This is a genomic window from Sphingopyxis sp., from assembly GCF_041916015.1.
Taxonomy (GTDB): domain Bacteria; phylum Pseudomonadota; class Alphaproteobacteria; order Sphingomonadales; family Sphingomonadaceae; genus Sphingopyxis.
Genome location: NZ_JAYSAH010000083.1, coordinates 1 through 15285, shown reverse-complemented (window position 1 = coordinate 15285; position 15285 = coordinate 1). Strand labels below are relative to the sequence as shown.

The 15285-nt window shown below is 66.5% G+C and carries 14 protein-coding genes, 1 pseudogene and 1 riboswitch; of the genes and pseudogenes, 14 read left to right on the top strand and 1 reads right to left on the bottom strand.

The window, feature by feature from the left end:
• From ACE3SL_RS12605 to ACE3SL_RS12545, 13 genes are all read left to right on the top strand, one after another.
• Positions 1-738, top strand: a 738-nt coding sequence (locus tag ACE3SL_RS12605; protein WP_374526088.1) for an SPOR domain-containing protein, incomplete at its 5' end; no start/stop codon positions are given.
• On the top strand, positions 735-1907 hold the full coding sequence (locus tag ACE3SL_RS12600) for a deoxyguanosinetriphosphate triphosphohydrolase (protein WP_374526087.1): 1173 nt from the start codon (positions 735-737) through the stop codon (positions 1905-1907). The genes ACE3SL_RS12605 and ACE3SL_RS12600, both read left to right, overlap by 4 nt.
• Before the next feature lie 87 nt (positions 1908-1994).
• A complete protein-coding gene (locus ACE3SL_RS12595) occupies positions 1995-2639 on the top strand; it encodes an NAD-dependent dehydratase (protein ID WP_374526086.1) in 645 nt (214 codons plus the stop codon).
• 58 nt (positions 2640-2697) lie between these two features.
• A riboswitch (glycine riboswitch) is annotated at positions 2698-2795 on the top strand.
• A 159-nt stretch (positions 2796-2954) separates the two neighbouring features.
• The gene (gene gcvT, locus ACE3SL_RS12590) at positions 2955-4088 is read left to right on the top strand and encodes a glycine cleavage system aminomethyltransferase GcvT (protein WP_374526085.1); all 1134 of its coding nucleotides are present in this window, start codon (positions 2955-2957) and stop codon (positions 4086-4088) included.
• Between the two features lie 3 nt (positions 4089-4091).
• The gene (gene gcvH / locus ACE3SL_RS12585) at positions 4092-4463 is read left to right on the top strand and encodes a glycine cleavage system protein GcvH (RefSeq protein ID WP_374526084.1); all 372 of its coding nucleotides are present in this window, start codon (positions 4092-4094) and stop codon (positions 4461-4463) included.
• Positions 4464-4508: 45 nt separating this feature from the next.
• Positions 4509-5330 (top strand): glycosyltransferase family 2 protein, encoded by an 822-nt coding sequence (locus ACE3SL_RS12580; RefSeq protein ID WP_374526083.1) that lies wholly within the window; start codon positions 4509-4511, stop codon positions 5328-5330.
• 3 nt (positions 5331-5333) lie between these two features.
• Positions 5334-6692, top strand: a complete 1359-nt coding sequence (gcvPA, locus tag ACE3SL_RS12575) for an aminomethyl-transferring glycine dehydrogenase subunit GcvPA (RefSeq protein WP_374526082.1) — start codon at positions 5334-5336, stop codon at positions 6690-6692.
• A 32-nt stretch (positions 6693-6724) separates the two neighbouring features.
• Entirely contained in the window at positions 6725-8281 is a 1557-nt protein-coding gene (gcvPB, locus tag ACE3SL_RS12570) for an aminomethyl-transferring glycine dehydrogenase subunit GcvPB (protein WP_374526090.1), read from the top strand.
• Positions 8278-8610, top strand: coding sequence for a hypothetical protein (locus ACE3SL_RS12565; protein WP_374526081.1), 333 nt, complete (start codon positions 8278-8280; stop codon positions 8608-8610). The genes gcvPB and ACE3SL_RS12565 overlap by 4 nt, the downstream gene beginning before the upstream one ends.
• Before the next feature lie 26 nt (positions 8611-8636).
• Positions 8637-9083, top strand: a complete 447-nt coding sequence (locus ACE3SL_RS12560) for an ABA4-like family protein (RefSeq protein ID WP_374526080.1) — start codon at positions 8637-8639, stop codon at positions 9081-9083.
• Positions 9080-9715, top strand: coding sequence for a DUF938 domain-containing protein (locus ACE3SL_RS12555; RefSeq protein ID WP_374526079.1), 636 nt, complete (start codon positions 9080-9082; stop codon positions 9713-9715). The genes ACE3SL_RS12560 and ACE3SL_RS12555 overlap by 4 nt, the downstream gene beginning before the upstream one ends.
• Before the next feature lie 99 nt (positions 9716-9814).
• Positions 9815-11374 (top strand): fatty acid--CoA ligase, encoded by a 1560-nt coding sequence (locus ACE3SL_RS12550; protein ID WP_374526089.1) that lies wholly within the window; start codon positions 9815-9817, stop codon positions 11372-11374.
• A 241-nt stretch (positions 11375-11615) separates the two neighbouring features.
• Entirely contained in the window at positions 11616-12287 is a 672-nt protein-coding gene (locus tag ACE3SL_RS12545; protein WP_374526078.1) for a DUF4197 domain-containing protein, read from the top strand.
• A 69-nt stretch (positions 12288-12356) separates the two neighbouring features.
• Here ACE3SL_RS12545 and ACE3SL_RS12540 read toward each other — a convergent pair whose 3' ends face one another.
• On the bottom strand, positions 12357-12941 hold the full coding sequence (locus ACE3SL_RS12540; protein WP_374526077.1) for a hypothetical protein: 585 nt from the start codon (positions 12939-12941) through the stop codon (positions 12357-12359).
• 409 nt (positions 12942-13350) lie between these two features.
• Between ACE3SL_RS12540 and ACE3SL_RS12535 the strand changes: the two are divergent.
• Positions 13351-15285: pseudogene (locus tag ACE3SL_RS12535) on the top strand (DNA-directed RNA polymerase subunit beta); the annotation flags it as partial.

Below are 15285 nucleotides of genomic sequence, written 5' to 3'. Positions count from 1 at the left end.
GGCGGAACGGCGTCAGGCCCTGTGCCGACATCGCCGGCGCCGGCCGCAGTCGCGCCGATCGGCACCAACCCCGTGCAGTCTTCCAGGCCGGTCGGGCCGGGCTTTTCGATCGCCGACATGGGGCGCAGCGCGCCGGTGCCGACGGCCGGGGCGGCGACGGCCGCTCCACCCCCAGCCGCGGCAGCAGCCGTCGTGCCACCACCGCCCGCCGCGGGTAGCCCGTCCGCGATTTCCGCGGACGCTCCGCTCGCGTCGCTGGCCGCCATCGCGGGGTCGATCGAAATTCCGCCCGAGGAGCTCGCGCAGGCCGACAATGCGATCGGCGCCGATACGCTTGCGAAGCTGCGCGAAGACAAACGGCGCGCCGAGGCCGCGGAGGCCGCGAAACGCGAAAAGGATGAGGCAGCCGCCAGGGCGAAAGCCGAAGCCGATGCGAAGGCCAAGGCCGAAGCCGCAGAAAAGAAAGCGAATCCGGCGCGCCTCTGGGTGCAGGTGGCGACCGGCGCCAACGCAAAGGCGCTCGCGACCGACTTCGCCAAATTCGCCAGGAAGAGCCCGGCCGTTTTCAAGGGCAAGGCGGGCGGCACCGCCGAATGGGGCAAGACGCGGCGGCTGCTCGTCGGGCCGTTCAAGGACCGCAAGGCCGCGCAGGACTGGCTCGCCGACTATAAGAAAGCAGGCGGCGACGGCTTCCTGTTCAACAGCGAAGCCGGCCAGCAAGTCGATCCGGTCAAGTGAGCGTCGCCGATTGCGCCAGCGACCCGTCCCGGAGCCGCGGGCGCTTTCACGATGAGCCGGGCCGCGTCGTCCGCGGTCCGCGCGATGCCTTCCAGCGCGACCGCGACCGCATCATCCATTCGATCGCCTTTCGCCGCCTGCGCCACAAGACGCAGGTTTTCGTTGCGCCCGACGGCGATCATTATCGCGTCCGCCTGACTCACAGCATCGAGGTCGCGCAGATCGGGCGCGGCATCGCCCGCGCGCTCGGCCTCAACGAGGATCTGACCGAGGCGCTCTGCCTTGCGCACGACATCGGCCACCCGCCCTTCGGCCATGCGGGCGAGGATGCACTGAAGGCTGCCATGCAGGCGCACGGCGGCTTCGATCACAACGGCCATACGCTGCGCACGCTGGCGCGGATCGAATGCCCTTATCCGCGTTTCGACGGGCTCAACCTCAGCTGGGAAACGCTTGAAGGGCTTGCCAAGCATAATGGTCCGGTGCGCCATCCGGGTTGGGCGTTGTCGGATATCGACGCCGAATTCCCGCTCGATCTTGCCAGCCATGCCAGCCTGGAGGCGCAGATCGCGGCGGTCGCCGACGACATCGCCTATGACAATCACGATATCGACGATGGCCTCCGCGCGGGGCTGCTGACGCTCGACCAGCTGATGGAACAGCCGTTCGTCGCCGCCAATTATCGCGCGGTCGAGGCGCGATTTTCGGGCGCGCCGCGCGACCGGCTGCTGCGCGAACTGGTGCGCGACCAGATCGGCGTGATGGTCAACGACGTGATCGCCGCGACCGAGGCGAACGTCGCGGAAGCCGGTGTGGGCTGTGTAGAGGACGTGCGCGCCGCAGGTCGCACGCTCGGCGGCTTTTCGCCCGAGCTGGCGCGGCAGGAACGCGACTTGAAGCGCTTCATGTACGCGAACCTCTATCATCATCCCTCGCAGATCGAGGCAGCGGCGGGCGCGAAAGAAGTCGTGTCGCGGTTGTTCGAGGCTTATGCGGACGACCCGTGCCTGATGGGCGAGGACTGGGCGTCGCGCCTGCCCGAGGGCGACAGCGCGACGGCGCGCCATATCGGCGACTATATCGCGGGGATGACCGATCGGTTCGCGATCGATCGCTTCGCGGAGATCTTCGGGCGCGACGAGGTGCCGGAAGCGTTGGCGCACGCCTGACGGATATCAAGACGGAAGGCCATCGATCGCATCGTCATGGCTCCGCTTCGCTCGCAATGACGATCATGATAGCTTAGGTTCATGGCAATGAACTCGAATGACATCTTGCTGATCGGCGCCACCGGGCTTGTCGGCAGCGCGGTGGCGCGGTCGGGCGGGCTGACCGTGCTTGTTCGGCGCCCGCCCGATGATCCGTCTTCGCAACAGGAAGCGCTCGTCGCACCCGGCGCGGAATGGCCCGCGATCATCGCCGACCGGCGGCCCGCAACCCTTATCTCCTGCCTCGGCACGACGATCCGGCAGGCGGGGTCGCAGGCCGCATTCCGCGCGGTCGATCACGATCTGGCGCTTGCCTGCGCGCGCGCCGCGAAGGAAGCGGGGGCGCGGCATATGATCGCGATCAGCAGCGTCGGCGCGTCATCCAAGGCGTCCAATTTCTATCTGAGGACGAAGGGCGAGGTTGAGGATGCCCTTCGCGCGCTCGATTTCGAACGGCTCGATCTTCTTCGCCCCGGTTTGCTGATGGGAAACCGTCCGGGGCCGCCACGCCTCGGCGAGGGACTGGCGATGCTCGCCGCGCCGCTGACCGACGCGCTGCTCCACGGGGCGCTTCGCCGCTATCGCTCGATTCCGGCCGATCGTGTCGCGAAAGCGATCGTCCGGCTGATCGGACGTGAGGCATCCGGCGTGCATATCCACGAAAACGACGCGATCCGCGCGCTCGCCGATTGACTCCGCAAAGGGGCGGCGCCAAGGCTCGCAGCGTCTGTCGGGCCCCGCAAGGGATTCGGCCGGACGCGCGGGAGAGCGCGGGGCAGGGCGACCTGATCCGCCACCGAAGGAGCAACCGCCCCGGAAACTCTCAGGTACATGGACCGCGCGGCTGGAACGGACACTCTGGAAAGCGTTCCGGCCCTCGGCCGGAGCCACCGAAGGGGTAACCCCGGAACATCCCGGGGGAAAACTCTCAGGTTCCCGTGACAGAGGGGGCATGGCGATGGTGCGGCACACTGCCGCGTCTTGCCGTGTCAACGACGGGAGACTGATATGACCGACATTGAACATCCGGGCGAAGATGCGGTCCCCACCGCCACGCTGCCGCTCGACGCCTGGCACCGCGAGCGCGGCGGCCGGATGGTCGAATTCGCCGGTTACTGGATGCCGATCCAGTATGAAGGCATCATGGCCGAGCATCTGTGGACGCGCGAGAATGCGGGCCTGTTCGATGTCAGCCATATGGGCCAGCTCACCCTGTCGGGCGAAGGCGTGGCCGAAGCGCTCGAAGCGCTCGTCCCCGGTGACATTTCGGCGCTGAAGCCCGGCCGGATGCGCTACTCGCTGCTGCTCGCCGAGGACGGCGGCATTCTCGACGATCTGATGATCACCAACGAGGGAGACCAGCTCGGGATCGTCGTGAACGGTGCGGTCAAATGGGACGATATCGGCCATCTTCGCGAGAATCTGCCCGACGATATCAACCTCAATCACAATGAGGATTACGGGCTGCTCGCGCTGCAAGGGCCGAAGGCTGTCGCTGCCTTGGCGCGCCTTGTTCCCGAGGCTGCTGGCCTCGTTTTCATGCAGGCGGCCCGCGCCGAATGGCAGGGATATGCGATCGGCCTCAGCCGCTCGGGCTATACCGGCGAAGACGGGTTCGAGATTTCGCTTCCCAACGAGGCGCTCGAAGCCTTCGCCGACGCGCTTTGTGCGATGGACGAAGTGAAACCGATCGGGCTGGGCGCGCGCGACAGCCTGCGGCTGGAAGCGGGATTGCCGCTGTACGGCCACGACCTCAATGAAGAGATCGATCCCGTCGAAGGCGACCTCGGCTTCGCGATCAGCAAGCGCCGCCGCGAGGAAGGCGGCTTTCCGGGCGCCGGACGCATCCTCGGTCATCTCGCCGATGGCGCGCCGCGAAAGCGCGTCGGCCTGCTCGTCGATGGCAAGCTGCCGGTGCGCGAAGGCGCCAGGCTGTTCGATGGCAACACCGAGATCGGCGTCGTGACCTCGGGCGGCTTTGCGCCCAGCGTCGGCGCGCCGATCGCGATGGGCTATGTGCCGCGCGACCACGCCGCGCCCGGCACCGCGATCGCCGCCGAGGTGCGCGGCAAGCGCGTGTCTTGCACCGTCGCGGCGATGCCCTTCGTTCCCCACAATTATGTCCGCAAACTGGGAGGCTGACCAATGCCGCGTTATTATACCGAAGAGCATGAATGGGTTGATGTCGATGGCGACGTCGCGACGGTCGGCATCACCGACTTCGCGCAGAGCCAGCTCGGCGACATCGTCTTCGTCGAGGTCCCCGACACGGGCGCTGAACTGAGCGCGGGTGGCGACGCCGCGGTCGTCGAATCGGTGAAGGCGGCGAGCGACATCTACGCTCCCGTCGATGGCGTCGTGACCGAAGGCAATGGCCAGATCGAAGAGGATCCGGCGCTCGTCAACACCGACCCCGAGGGCGAGGGCTGGTTCTTCCGCATGACGCTGGCCGACAAGAGTCAGCTCGACGGGCTGATGAATGCCGAAGCCTATAAGGCCTTCATCGCCGATCTGTGATCTCTTCATCCCCTTCCTTCAGAGGAAGGGGCTTTGGAGCCTTCGATGAGCGATAACGCCGCCGCCCTTGCCGACTGCCGCCTGATGGTGGCGACGCCCATTTATGACGGGGCGCAGGGCGGCTATGTGCGCGCCGCACTCGACCTGGCGCTGAAGGCGCAGGCGGCGGGGGTGGCGGTGCGGTTCGAGTTCATCCTCTATCAGGCGTCGATCACCCGCGCGCGCGATCTGCTTGCCGCAATCTTCCGCGCGAGCGACTGCACGCATCTGCTGTTCGTCGATGCCGACATCGACTTTGCGGCGGACGATGTGTTTTCGATGTTGCACGCAATGCAGGAACGCGAGGATTGCGCGGTGCTTGCCGCCGCCTGTCCGCGGCGAATGATCAACTGGCCCAATGTTGCGCGTGCGGTCGAAAGCGGCATCGCAAAGGATGATCCGAATGCGCTCGCGCGCTTCGGCGGCGAATTCGCGCTGCATTTCCTGCATCGCGACCAGCGGTTCGCGCTGACCGACCTCGTCGAACTGGCGCGCGCCGGCACCGGCATGATGCTGATCCGCCGCGACGTTTTCGAAACGCTGTGCGGCAAGCATCCCGAACTCGCCTTTCGGACCGATCCCGGCGAGCGTGCCGCGCATGTGATCGGCGAGGTCGAGCCGAGTTTCTTCCTGCCGATGATCGATCCCGACAGCCGCGAACTGCTGTCCGACGACTATGCTTTTTGCCGCCGCGCCCGCGATGCCGGGTTTCGTATCTGGCTCGCGCCGTGGGTGCGGACGACGCATAGCGGCCCCGCGATCTTTCAGGGCTCATTGCCCGATCTTGCCCAGCTTTATTCCCTCAATTCCGTTTCTTCTCCGGAGTAGCTCATGCGTTATCTTCCTCTCACCAGCGACGACCGCGCGGCGATGCTCGCCACGGTCGGCGCGGCATCGATCGACGATCTGTTCGCAGATGTGCCCGCCGAGGCGCGCCTCGACGGTCCGATCCCCGGCCTGCCGAACCATGCAAGCGAGCTCGCGGTCGAGCGGCATATGGCGGCGCTTGCCGGGCGCAACCGCGCGGCGGGCGACGGTCCCTTCTTCCTCGGCGCCGGCGCCTATCGCCACCACGTCCCGGCGAGCGTCGACCATCTGATCCAGCGCGGCGAGTTTCTGACCGCCTACACGCCCTACCAGCCCGAAATCGCGCAGGGCACGCTGCAGATGCTGTTCGAGTTCCAGAGCCAGGTCGCGCGCCTGCTCGGCACCGACGTCGCCAACGCCTCGATGTACGACGGCTCCACCGCCTGCTGGGAAGCGGTCGTGATGGCGCGGCGCGTGACGCGGCGGAACAAGGCCTTGCTTTCGACGGGGCTCCATCCGCATTATCGCAGCGTCGCGCGGACGATGGCGAAATATACCGGCGAGGTGTTGATCGACGGCGACCCGAGCCTTGAGGCCGGCACCGATTGGGCGGCGCTTGCGGGCCGCATCGACAAGGAAACGAGCTGCGTCGTCGTGCAATATCCCGACATTCTCGGCCGGATTGACGATATGACCGCGCTGGCTGCTGCCTGTCAGGCGGCGGGCGCGCTGCTGATCGCGGTCGTCACCGAACCCGTCGCGCTCGGCGCGATCAAGGCGCCGGGCGAGATGGGCGCCGACATCGTCGTCGGCGAAGGACAGGCGATCGGCGTCGGGCTCCAGTTCGGCGGGCCGTACCTCGGCCTCTTCGGTTGCAAGGCCAAATATGTCCGCCAGATGCCGGGACGCCTCTGTGGCGAAACCGTCGATGCCAACGGCAAGCGCGGCTTCGTGCTGACGCTCTCGACGCGCGAGCAGCATATCCGGCGCGAGAAGGCGACGAGCAATATCTGCACCAATTCGGGGCTTTGCGCGCTGGCGTTCAGCATTCACATGACCCTGCTCGGCGAAGCGGGGCTGCGCCAACTCGCCGCGATCAACCATAGCCGCGCCAAGGCGGCTGCCGCCGAACTGGCGAAGGTTCCGGGCGTGACGGTGATGAACAGCGGTTTCTTCAACGAGTTCACATTGATCCTGCCGAAGGCGGCGCGGCCCGTCGTGCACCAGCTCGCGGAGAAGGGCGTGCTTGGCGGGGTGTCGCTCGGCCGGCTCTATCCCGACACTGCGGGGCTGGCGAACGGGCTGGTCGTGGCTGTGACCGAAACCGTGACCGAAGAGGATATCGCCGCCTTCGCCGCGGCGCTGAAGGAGGTGCTGGCATGACCGCGCTCAACCGCGCCGGCTGGCGCCCCGAAATGAACGTCGCAGGCGGCGCTGACGATAATGTCACCTTCACCGGCAACCGCGCGCTGATGCTCGAGGAACCGCTGATCTTCGAGATCGGCTCGAACGGGACGACCGGCGTCGATTTCGATGAGGCGGCGCCCGCGAGCGATCTCGGCGGCCTCGCGCGCTCGGCGCCGATCGGCCTGCCGGGGCTCAGCGAATCCGAAACGGTGCGCCATTACACGCGCCTTTCGCGGCAGAATTATGCGATCGATCTCGGTCTCTTCCCGCTCGGAAGCTGCACGATGAAGCACAACCCGCGCCTCAATGAAAAGGTGGCGCGGATGCCGGGCTTCGCCGACGCGCACCCGTTGCAGCCGCAGGAGACGGTACAGGGCGCCTATGCGGTGATCCACGAGCTCGCCGAGTGGCTGATCACGCTCACCGGCATGCACAGCGTCGCGATGTCGCCCAAGGCGGGCGCACACGGTGAGCTTTGCGGCATCCTTTGCATCAAGGCGGCGCTCGAGGCGCGCGGCGACGACCGCCGGGTGCTGCTCGTGCCCGAAAGCGCGCATGGCACAAACCCTGCGACCGCGGCCTTCGCGGGCTTCACGGTCGAGGATATTCCGGCGACCGCCGAGGGCCGTGTCGATCTTGCGGCATTGAAGGCTCGGCTCGGCCCCGACGTCGCCGGGGTGATGATCACCAACCCCAACACTTGCGGCCTGTTCGAGCGCGACATGAAGGCAATTTCGGACGCGGTGCACGCCGCGGGCGGCTTTGTCTATTGCGACGGCGCGAACTTCAACGCGATCGTCGGACGCGTGCGCCCCGGCGACCTTGGCGTCGACGCGATGCACATCAACCTCCACAAGACTTTTTCGACCCCGCATGGCGGCGGCGGTCCCGGTTCGGGGCCGGTGGTGCTGTCCGAAGCGCTTGCGCCCTTCGCGCCGCTGCCGTTCGTCACGAAGGAAGGCGATGGGTTCCGCCTGATCGAGGAGGAGAATGCGGGCGAGGATCATCCGCAGACCTTTGGCCGCATGACCGCGTTCCACGGCCAGATGGGGATGTTCACCCGCGCGCTGGCCTATATCCTCAGCCACGGCGCCGACGGCCTCAAGCAGGTCGCCGAGGATGCGGTGCTCAACGCCAATTATGTGCTGCGCAGCCTGGAGGATGTGCTCGACGCGCCCTTCGCCGCGTCGGGGCCGTGCATGCACGAGGCGCTGTTCAGCGACAAGGGGCTCGCCGAGGGCTTCTCGACGCTCGACATCGCCAAGGGGCTAATCGACGAGGGCTATCATCCGATGACGGTCTATTTCCCGCTCGTCGTTCACGGCGCGATGCTCGTCGAGCCGACCGAGACCGAGAGCAAGGCGGTGCTCGACCAGTTCGTGGGCGCGCTGCGCAGCATCGCGCTGCGTGCGAAGAACGGCGATCCGGCGCTGAAGTCGGCGCCGCATTTCGCGCCGCGCGCGCGGCTCGACGAGACGCTGGCGGCGCGCAAGCCCATCCTTGCGTGGAGCGAGCCGGAGGTGGCGCCGGGCGCCCCGTCGCTGAGCGAGATCGGCGGCAGTTGAGCGACGCGGCGGACCCGAACCGCGCCGGTGCCGGCTGCCTTGCCGGCGGGGCGCTGTTCGCGGTCGTCTTCGTCGCAGTGTGGCTCGCCGCGATCACCCTCTACGGGCTCGTCGTCGAGCAATGGGGGCTTGTCCGCGTCCGGCGCGAGTTCAGCTATGACTGGGCGTTCCTCTATGCGCCGCTGATCGCGCTCGGCCTCGGGCTTGCCGCGGCCTTCCTCGCGACGCGGCGGCTGTCCGCGGCGCGGATGACGCTGCTGATCCTGACCATCGGTCTGATCGCCCTGTTCGGCGGCATCTTGCTCTTCGGGCTCGGCGGGTTGATCTAGGGGGCGAAAGAGGAGGGAGCGCGCGCATGAGCTGGGGCATGATCTATCTGATCGCCAATTACTGGGCGATCGCCTTCTGGCTGTTGCTCGCCTTCGCGCCGCGCGGCCCCAGGATATTGTCCGCTGTCCTGTACGCAGGCGTCTTCCTGCTCTGCCTCGCATACACGATCCTGATCGCGGGCTTCCTGACCGGCGGCATCGATCCCGGCGGCGCGGGCGGCGATTTCATGTCGCTCGAAGGCGTGATGAAATTGTTTGCGGCGCCGGGCGGAGCGACGCTCGGCTGGATCCATTATCTGGCGTTCGATCTGTTCACCGGCCTGTGGATCGCGCGCGACGCCGACAACAAGGGCTTCGGACGGATCGCCCAGCTTCCCGTCCTGTTTCTGACGCTGATGGCGGGGCCGGTCGGCCTGTTCCTGTGGCTGATCGTTCGCGAGCGCCGGGCGCGCAAGCGGGCGAATGCCGGATGACGCCGCAGAACTGGACGCCCGGCGACGGTGGCGCGGGCGACAAGCGCCACGCGCCCGCGACGCTCCGCAATCGCGATGTGATCGCCGAAGTCCTTCGCGACTGGCTGCCGCCTTCGGGCATGGTGCTGGAAGTCGCGAGCGGGTCGGGCGAACATGCGCTCCATTTCGCCGCGGCCTTTCCCGCGCTCGCCTGGCAACCGAGCGATCCCGACGCCGACGCTCTCACGTCCATCGCGGCGTGGAGCGCCGAGGCGGGGCTTGCGAATATCAGCCCGCCGCTCAGGCTCGATGCCTCGGCGAGCGACTGGCCGATCGTGGCGGCTGATGCGCTGCTCTGCATCAACATGGTCCACATCAGTCCCTGGGCGGCGACGCTCGGCCTGTTCGCGGGCGCGGCGCGGCTGCTTGCGGCGGGCGCACCGCTGATCCTCTATGGACCCTTTGTTGAGGCTGACCTACCGACGGCAGAGAGCAATCTGGCCTTCGATGCGGACTTGCGCGCGCGCAACCCGGCGTGGGGGCTGCGCGATACCGCGGCGGTGGAGGCGGCAGCGGCCGAGGCCGGTTTCGCCTTCGCCGGGCGCCGCGCGATGCCTGCGAACAACCTGATGTTGCTGTTCCGGCGCGTTTGACGCTCACCCTGTCACATCTGCGCGCTTTACGCCGCTCGCCCAGCCGCTAGCCTGACCATCGATTGCGAAAAGCAACGCGATTCGATGGAGAGAGATGCGATGGCGCGCGAGGTTTCGGACCTGTTCACATTCGACGAATTCATCAGCCATTGGGCAGAGGACCGGCCGGACCGGCTCGCGATGCGCGAGGAGGATCGGCTTTTCACATACGCCGAGCTGGAAGAGCGCACCGCGCGTGTCGCGAGCGCGCTGCTCGCCGCGGGGCTCGAAAAGGGCGACCGGATCGCGTGGATCGGCAAGAACAGCGACCTTTATTTCACGCTCTTCTTCGGCGCGGCGCGCGCGGGGATCGTGATGGCGCCGATCGGCTGGCGGCTGTCGCCGGCCGAATGGGCCTACATCGTCAACGACACGCGCGCGAAGGCCGTCTTCACCGGGCCGGGTTTCGAGAGCGTGGGCGAACAGCTGGCGGGGAAACTCGACCATGATCCGCGCATCATCGGCGCCGCCGAAGCACGCGCGCTGATCGACAGCACGGAGCGCGCGCCTTTCGCGCCGTCGGGGCAGGACGATGCGGTGCTCCAGCTCTATACCTCGGGCACCACGGGCAATCCGAAGGGCGCGGTGCTGTCGAACCGCAATCTTTTCGCGCTCCGCAAGCATTCGGGTGACCTCGACCTGCCCTACACCAAATGGGAGGATGACGAGGCGGTGCTCGTCGCGATGCCCTGCGCGCATATCGGCGGGACGGGCCTCGGCATCATGGCGCTCGCGTCGGGGCTGCCCGGCGTCATCCTCGCCGAGTTCAACCCCGACGGTGTGTTCGATGCGGTCGAGCAGCATGGCGTGACGCGCTTCTTCATCGTCCCCGCGGCGCTGCAGATGCTGCTCCTCCATCCGCGCTGCGCGAGCGTCGATTACAGCCGGCTCAAATATATCCTCTATGGCGCGGCGCCGATCCCGCTCGAGCTGCTGCGCCAGTGCATCAGGATGTTCGGGGCCGAGTTCATCCAGGCCTATGGGATGACCGAGACGACGGGCACGATCTGCATGTTGCCGCCCGAGGATCACGACCCCGAAGGCAACAAGCGCATGCGTTCGGCGGGCAAGCCGCTGCCGGGGGTCGAGGTCGTGATCCTGGGCGCCAGTGGCAAGCCCGTGCCGACGGGCGAGGTGGGCGAGGTCGTCACCCGCTCGTCGAACAACATGCTCGGATACTGGAACCTGCCCGAGGCGACCGCGAAGACGATGACCGAGGACGGCTGGATCCACACCGGCGATGCGGGCTATCTCGACGAGGACGGCTATCTCTTCATCCACGACCGGATGAAGGACATGATCATCACCGGCGGCGAGAATGTCTATCCGGCCGAGGTCGAGAGCGCGATCTTCGGCCATCCGGCGGTGCAGGAGGTCGCGGTGATCGGCATTCCGGACCAGAAATGGGGCGAGACGGTGAAGGCGGTTGTCGTCGCCAAGCCGGGCACGAGCATCGAGGAAGCCGACATCATCGCCTGGGCACGCGAGCGCATCGCGGCGTTCAAGGCCCCGCGCAGCGTCGACGTGATCGCGGCGCTGCCGCGGAACGCGTCGGGGAAGATTTTGAGGAGGGACCTGCGCGCACCCTATTGGGAGGGTTATGAGCGGATGGTGAATTGAGGGGCGGGTTTTGGCCGGAAAGCGACGCTTAGTATCTCATAACATCGTCATTCCCGCGAAAGCGGGAACCCAGTGTGGGGTCAGCCGACGCATGCTCTGGGTTCCCGCTTTCGCGGGAATGACGAAGTGGGGAACGTCCGCTCCTCACCCCAAAACCGACATTCTACCGATCCGCGCGCGCCAACCTTGGCGAGACGGATTTTGCTGATAAACCTGTCTTTCTCGGAGCAGGAGCAGGGTCATGGAACGGGACGGGGACGATATCGCGCGGCGGATGCTGCTTGCGGGGGCGGTCGGACTGGCGGTGGTGGGGCTGGTCCCGGCCCCGCTCGCGAAGACGGCGAAGCCGGGGGTCAAGGGGCTGATCGCCAATGCGTCGGACAGCGCGCTCGACCGGCTCGCGCAGCCGGGCGCCTTCTATGCCGATACCGCGGTCCGCATCCTGCTCCCCGGCGCGGGCGGCAAGCTCGCATCGAAGCTGATGGGAGCGGGCGACCGGCTGGGGCTGACCACCAAGCTCACCAAAAGCCTCAACGATGCCGGGGGCAAGGCGGCGGGTGAGGCGAAGCCGATCTTCCGCGCCGCGATCGACGATCTCGGCTGGGGCGACGTGCCCTCGCTCGTGTCGAAGAACGACGGTGCGACGCGCTATCTGCAATCGAGCGCGGGCGGGCTATTGGGCGAAAAGGTGCGGCCGCTGATCGCGGGCGCGCTCGAAAGCGTCGGTGCCTTTCGGCAACTCGACCAATTGTCGGGCAGCAGCGGCGGATTGCTCTCGCTCGCGGGGATCAGCCATGACGGCCTGACCTCCTCGGTCACCGATCAGGCACTGAAGGGCATCTTTCTCTATATGGGCAATGAGGAGACGGCGCTGCGGCGCAACCCGGGCAAGCTGCTCAAGGGGATATTCTGAACCGCGGAGCGATCAAGGAAAAGGCGCGAGAGCTGTGCCCTCGCGCCTTCGATCGGTGGCGGTCAGCAATCAGTCGGCGGGCTTCGCCACCGGTTCCGCATCGGCGGCGGCGTCCTGTTCGGCGGCCGCACCGGGTGCTGCCTCGACAGGGGCCTTGGCTTCGGCGACCGCCGCCGCGAACTGCTCGGCGGTGAAGCTGGTCGCAAGGCCCTGCGGCGAAACGAAGAAGGCCTTGCGCGGCAGGCGGACGTCGCCTTGCGCGCTCGCCACGATGACGCCTTCGGCATCGGCCGACTTGACCTTGCCGACGACCGAATTGCCGTTGACGCCCTTGATGTCGGCGCCGGGCTGGAGCGCGGCGGTAAGCTGCGCGTCGAGCGCCGCATTCTGCTGTTCGAGCGCCGCGTTGAGCTGCGCGAGGGTCAGGGTGATCGCCGGTCCCTTGTCGGTCTGCATGAACGAGGTGGCGGGGAGGGCGGCGGGCTTGTCGCCGACGGTGACGACGACATTCCCGCCTTCGACGCTGGCGATCGGGCCGATGGGCTGGCCTTCGCTGTCATGGACGGTGGTGCCGGGAGCGAGATTGACGCCTGCCGCGGCGGCGGGAGCGGGCGCCTGCTGCGCGAGCGCGGGAGCGCCGGCGGCGAGTGCCATGCCGAGGGTAAGCGACGTGAATAGGCCTGCATATTTCCGCATTGTCCTGATTTCTCCTGAGGTTGTGAAAAGGAACATGCGCCTTGAACGCGCGGGAGCGGGGAGGGGCGATGCCAATATGGTCGAGCCGTTGTCTGGGCGGGGCGAACCGAGTTTCGGGTTGCCCGGAGCCCGGAGAGTCGATGACCGACTGCCCGCGCCGTTGACACTTCGCCCCCCAAATCCTATATCGCGTCCACACCCGATCGTCCGGGAAGTCGTCTGACTTTGCGCAACAGACGGCACGGATAGGGCGGTAGGGATTTCGGAATGCGTTGGAAAGCTGCGGTAAACCGGCAACGGTTGGTCGCGGCCTTTTTGCGTTTCTGCTGCGCTCGCGCGTATTTTTCTTAAGGCGAGACAATCACTTATGGCGACCAAGGCGAAGTCGGTGGGCAAGGCCCTCGAAGCAACCGCGACCAAGCGAATCCGCAAGCTGTTCGGCAACATCCACGAAGCGGTGGAAATGCCCAACCTCATCGAGGTGCAGCGCGAATCCTATGAGCAGTTCCTGCGCTCGGACCCCTCGATCGGCTATGTGTCGGGCCTTGAAAAGACGCTGCGCAGCGTTTTCCCGATCCGCGATTTCGCCGGCACCGCCGAGCTCGACTTCGTCCACTATGAACTCGAAGAGCCCAAGTACGACGTCGAGGAATGCCGTCAGCGCGGCATCACCTATGCGGCGCCGATGAAGGTCACGCTGCGCCTGATCGTTTTCGAGGTCGACAGCGAAACCGACACCCGCTCGGTCCTCGATATCAAGGAGCAGGACGTCTACATGGGCGACATGCCGCTCATGACCGAGAACGGCACCTTCTTCGTCAACGGCACCGAGCGCGTCATCGTGTCGCAGATGCACCGTTCGCCGGGTGTTCTGTTCGACCATGACCGCGGAAAGACCCACTCGTCGGGCAAATATCTCTTCGCCGCGCGCGTCATCCCCTATCGCGGTTCGTGGCTCGACTTCGAATTCGACGCCAAGGACATCGTCAACGTCCGCATCGACCGCAAGCGCAAGCTGCCGGTGACGTCGCTCCTCTATGCCCTCGGCATGACGGGCGAGGAAATCCTCAACTATTTCTATGACCGGCTGGTGTTCGAGCGCGCCTCGGACGGCTGGAAGGTTCCGTTCGTCGTCGAGAACTGGCGCGGCGCCAAGCCCGCGTTCGACGTCGTCGATGCCAAGACCGGCGAAGTCGTCTTCGCCGCGGGCCACAAGATCAGTCCGCGCCTTGCCAACAAGGCGGCGAAGGACGGTCTCGACACGCTGCTGATCCCGACCGAGGAAATCTTCGGCCGCTACTCGGCCTATGACCTCATCAACGAGTCGACCGGCGAGATTTATATCGAGGCCGGCGACGAAGTGACCGCCGACAATCTCGAAAAGCTCGACGCGGCGGGGATCGACAAGCTGGTCCTGCTCGACATCGACCATAACAACACCGGCCCCTGGATTCGCAATACGCTGAAGGCCGACAAGGCCGAGGACCGCGATCAGGCGCTTTCGGACATCTATCGCGTGATGCGCCCCGGCGAACCGCCGACGCGCGAGACCGCGGAAGCGCTGTTCGGCGGGCTCTTCTTCGACCCCGAGCGCTACGACCTGTCGGCCGTCGGCCGTGTCAAGCTCAACATGCGCCTTGGCCTCGATGCCGAGGACACGGTGACGACGCTGCGCAGCGACGACATCCTCGCCGTGGTCAAGGAGCTGGTGAACCTCAAGGACGGCAAGGGCGAGATCGACGACATCGACAATCTCGGCAATCGCCGGGTGCGTTCGGTGGGCGAGCTGCTCGAGAACCAGTATCGCGTCGGCCTGCTCCGCATGGAGCGGGCGGTGAAGGAGCGCATGAGCTCGGTCGACGTCTCGACCGTCATGCCGAACGACCTGATCAACGCGAAGCCCGCGGTCGCCGCGGTGCGCGAATTCTTCGGCTCGTCGCAGCTGTCGCAGTTCATGGACCAGACCAACCCGCTGTCCGAAGTCACCCACAAGCGTCGCGTGTCGGCGCTCGGGCCGGGCGGTCTGACCCGCGAACGCGCGGGCTTCGAGGTCCGCGACGTTCACCCGACCCACTATGGCCGCATCTGCCCGATCGAAACGCCCGAAGGCCCGAACATCGGTCTGATCAACAGCCTCGCGACCTTCGCGCGCGTCAACAAATACGGCTTCATCGAGACGCCGTACCGCAAGATCATCGACGGCAAGGTGACCAACGAGGTCGTCTATCTGTCGGCGATGGAGGAATCGAAGCACACGGTCGCGCAGGCGAACGCCGACCTCAACCCCGACGGCAGCTTCATC

What these genes read in the sequence shown, in the direction of transcription:
- ACE3SL_RS12595 (WP_374526086.1), top strand. Translation starts at nt 1,995, where the DNA reads ATGAACTCGAATGACATCTTGCTGATCGGCGCCACCGGGCTTGTCGGC.
- ACE3SL_RS12560 (WP_374526080.1), top strand. Translation starts at nt 8,637, where the DNA reads ATGAGCTGGGGCATGATCTATCTGATCGCCAATTACTGGGCGATCGCC.
- gcvH (WP_374526084.1), top strand. Translation starts at nt 4,092, where the DNA reads ATGCCGCGTTATTATACCGAAGAGCATGAATGGGTTGATGTCGATGGC.
- ACE3SL_RS12550 (WP_374526089.1), top strand. Translation starts at nt 9,815, where the DNA reads ATGGCGCGCGAGGTTTCGGACCTGTTCACATTCGACGAATTCATCAGC.
- ACE3SL_RS12540 (WP_374526077.1), bottom strand. Translation starts at nt 12,941, where the DNA reads ATGGCACTCGCCGCCGGCGCTCCCGCGCTCGCGCAGCAGGCGCCCGCT.
- gcvPB (WP_374526090.1), top strand. Translation starts at nt 6,725, where the DNA reads ATGAACGTCGCAGGCGGCGCTGACGATAATGTCACCTTCACCGGCAAC.
- ACE3SL_RS12545 (WP_374526078.1), top strand. Translation starts at nt 11,616, where the DNA reads ATGGAACGGGACGGGGACGATATCGCGCGGCGGATGCTGCTTGCGGGG.
- ACE3SL_RS12555 (WP_374526079.1), top strand. Translation starts at nt 9,080, where the DNA reads ATGACGCCGCAGAACTGGACGCCCGGCGACGGTGGCGCGGGCGACAAG.
- gcvT (WP_374526085.1), top strand. Translation starts at nt 2,955, where the DNA reads ATGACCGACATTGAACATCCGGGCGAAGATGCGGTCCCCACCGCCACG.
- gcvPA (WP_374526082.1), top strand. Translation starts at nt 5,334, where the DNA reads ATGCGTTATCTTCCTCTCACCAGCGACGACCGCGCGGCGATGCTCGCC.
- ACE3SL_RS12580 (WP_374526083.1), top strand. Translation starts at nt 4,509, where the DNA reads ATGAGCGATAACGCCGCCGCCCTTGCCGACTGCCGCCTGATGGTGGCG.